The organism is Leyella stercorea, from assembly GCF_021531355.1.
Classification (GTDB): domain Bacteria; phylum Bacteroidota; class Bacteroidia; order Bacteroidales; family Bacteroidaceae; genus Prevotella.
The window spans coordinates 1-296 of record NZ_JADYTS010000232.1; the positions used below are offsets into that span (position 1 = coordinate 1).

Here is a 296-nt window from a genome sequence, read left to right on the forward strand (position 1 = left end):
CATTGCATTGCAGTACCATCGGCGCAAGCGGGCTTAACTTCTCTGTTCGGAATGGGAAGAGGTGGGACACCGCTGCAATAACCGCCTAAAGTTTTTTCGCTTCGCGGAAAAACTCAATTTTGAATTTTGAATTTTGAGTTTTGAATTGTCCGCTGCGTATTAGTTAGACAAATTGATTAGCAAAAACTGTTGTTAAATGTGCAACAACTGAAAGCACGACTACTAAGAAGAAAGTCTCGGGCAATTAGTACTGCTCGGCTTTGACATCGCTGTCTTTACACCTGCAGCCTATCTAC

1 rRNA gene is annotated in these 296 nt (G+C 42.9%); it reads right to left on the reverse strand.

The window, feature by feature from the left end:
* Window positions 1-89 (reverse strand): 5S ribosomal RNA (rrf, locus tag I6E38_RS15610); the annotation flags it as partial.
* Window positions 90-296 lie beyond the last annotated feature (207 nt).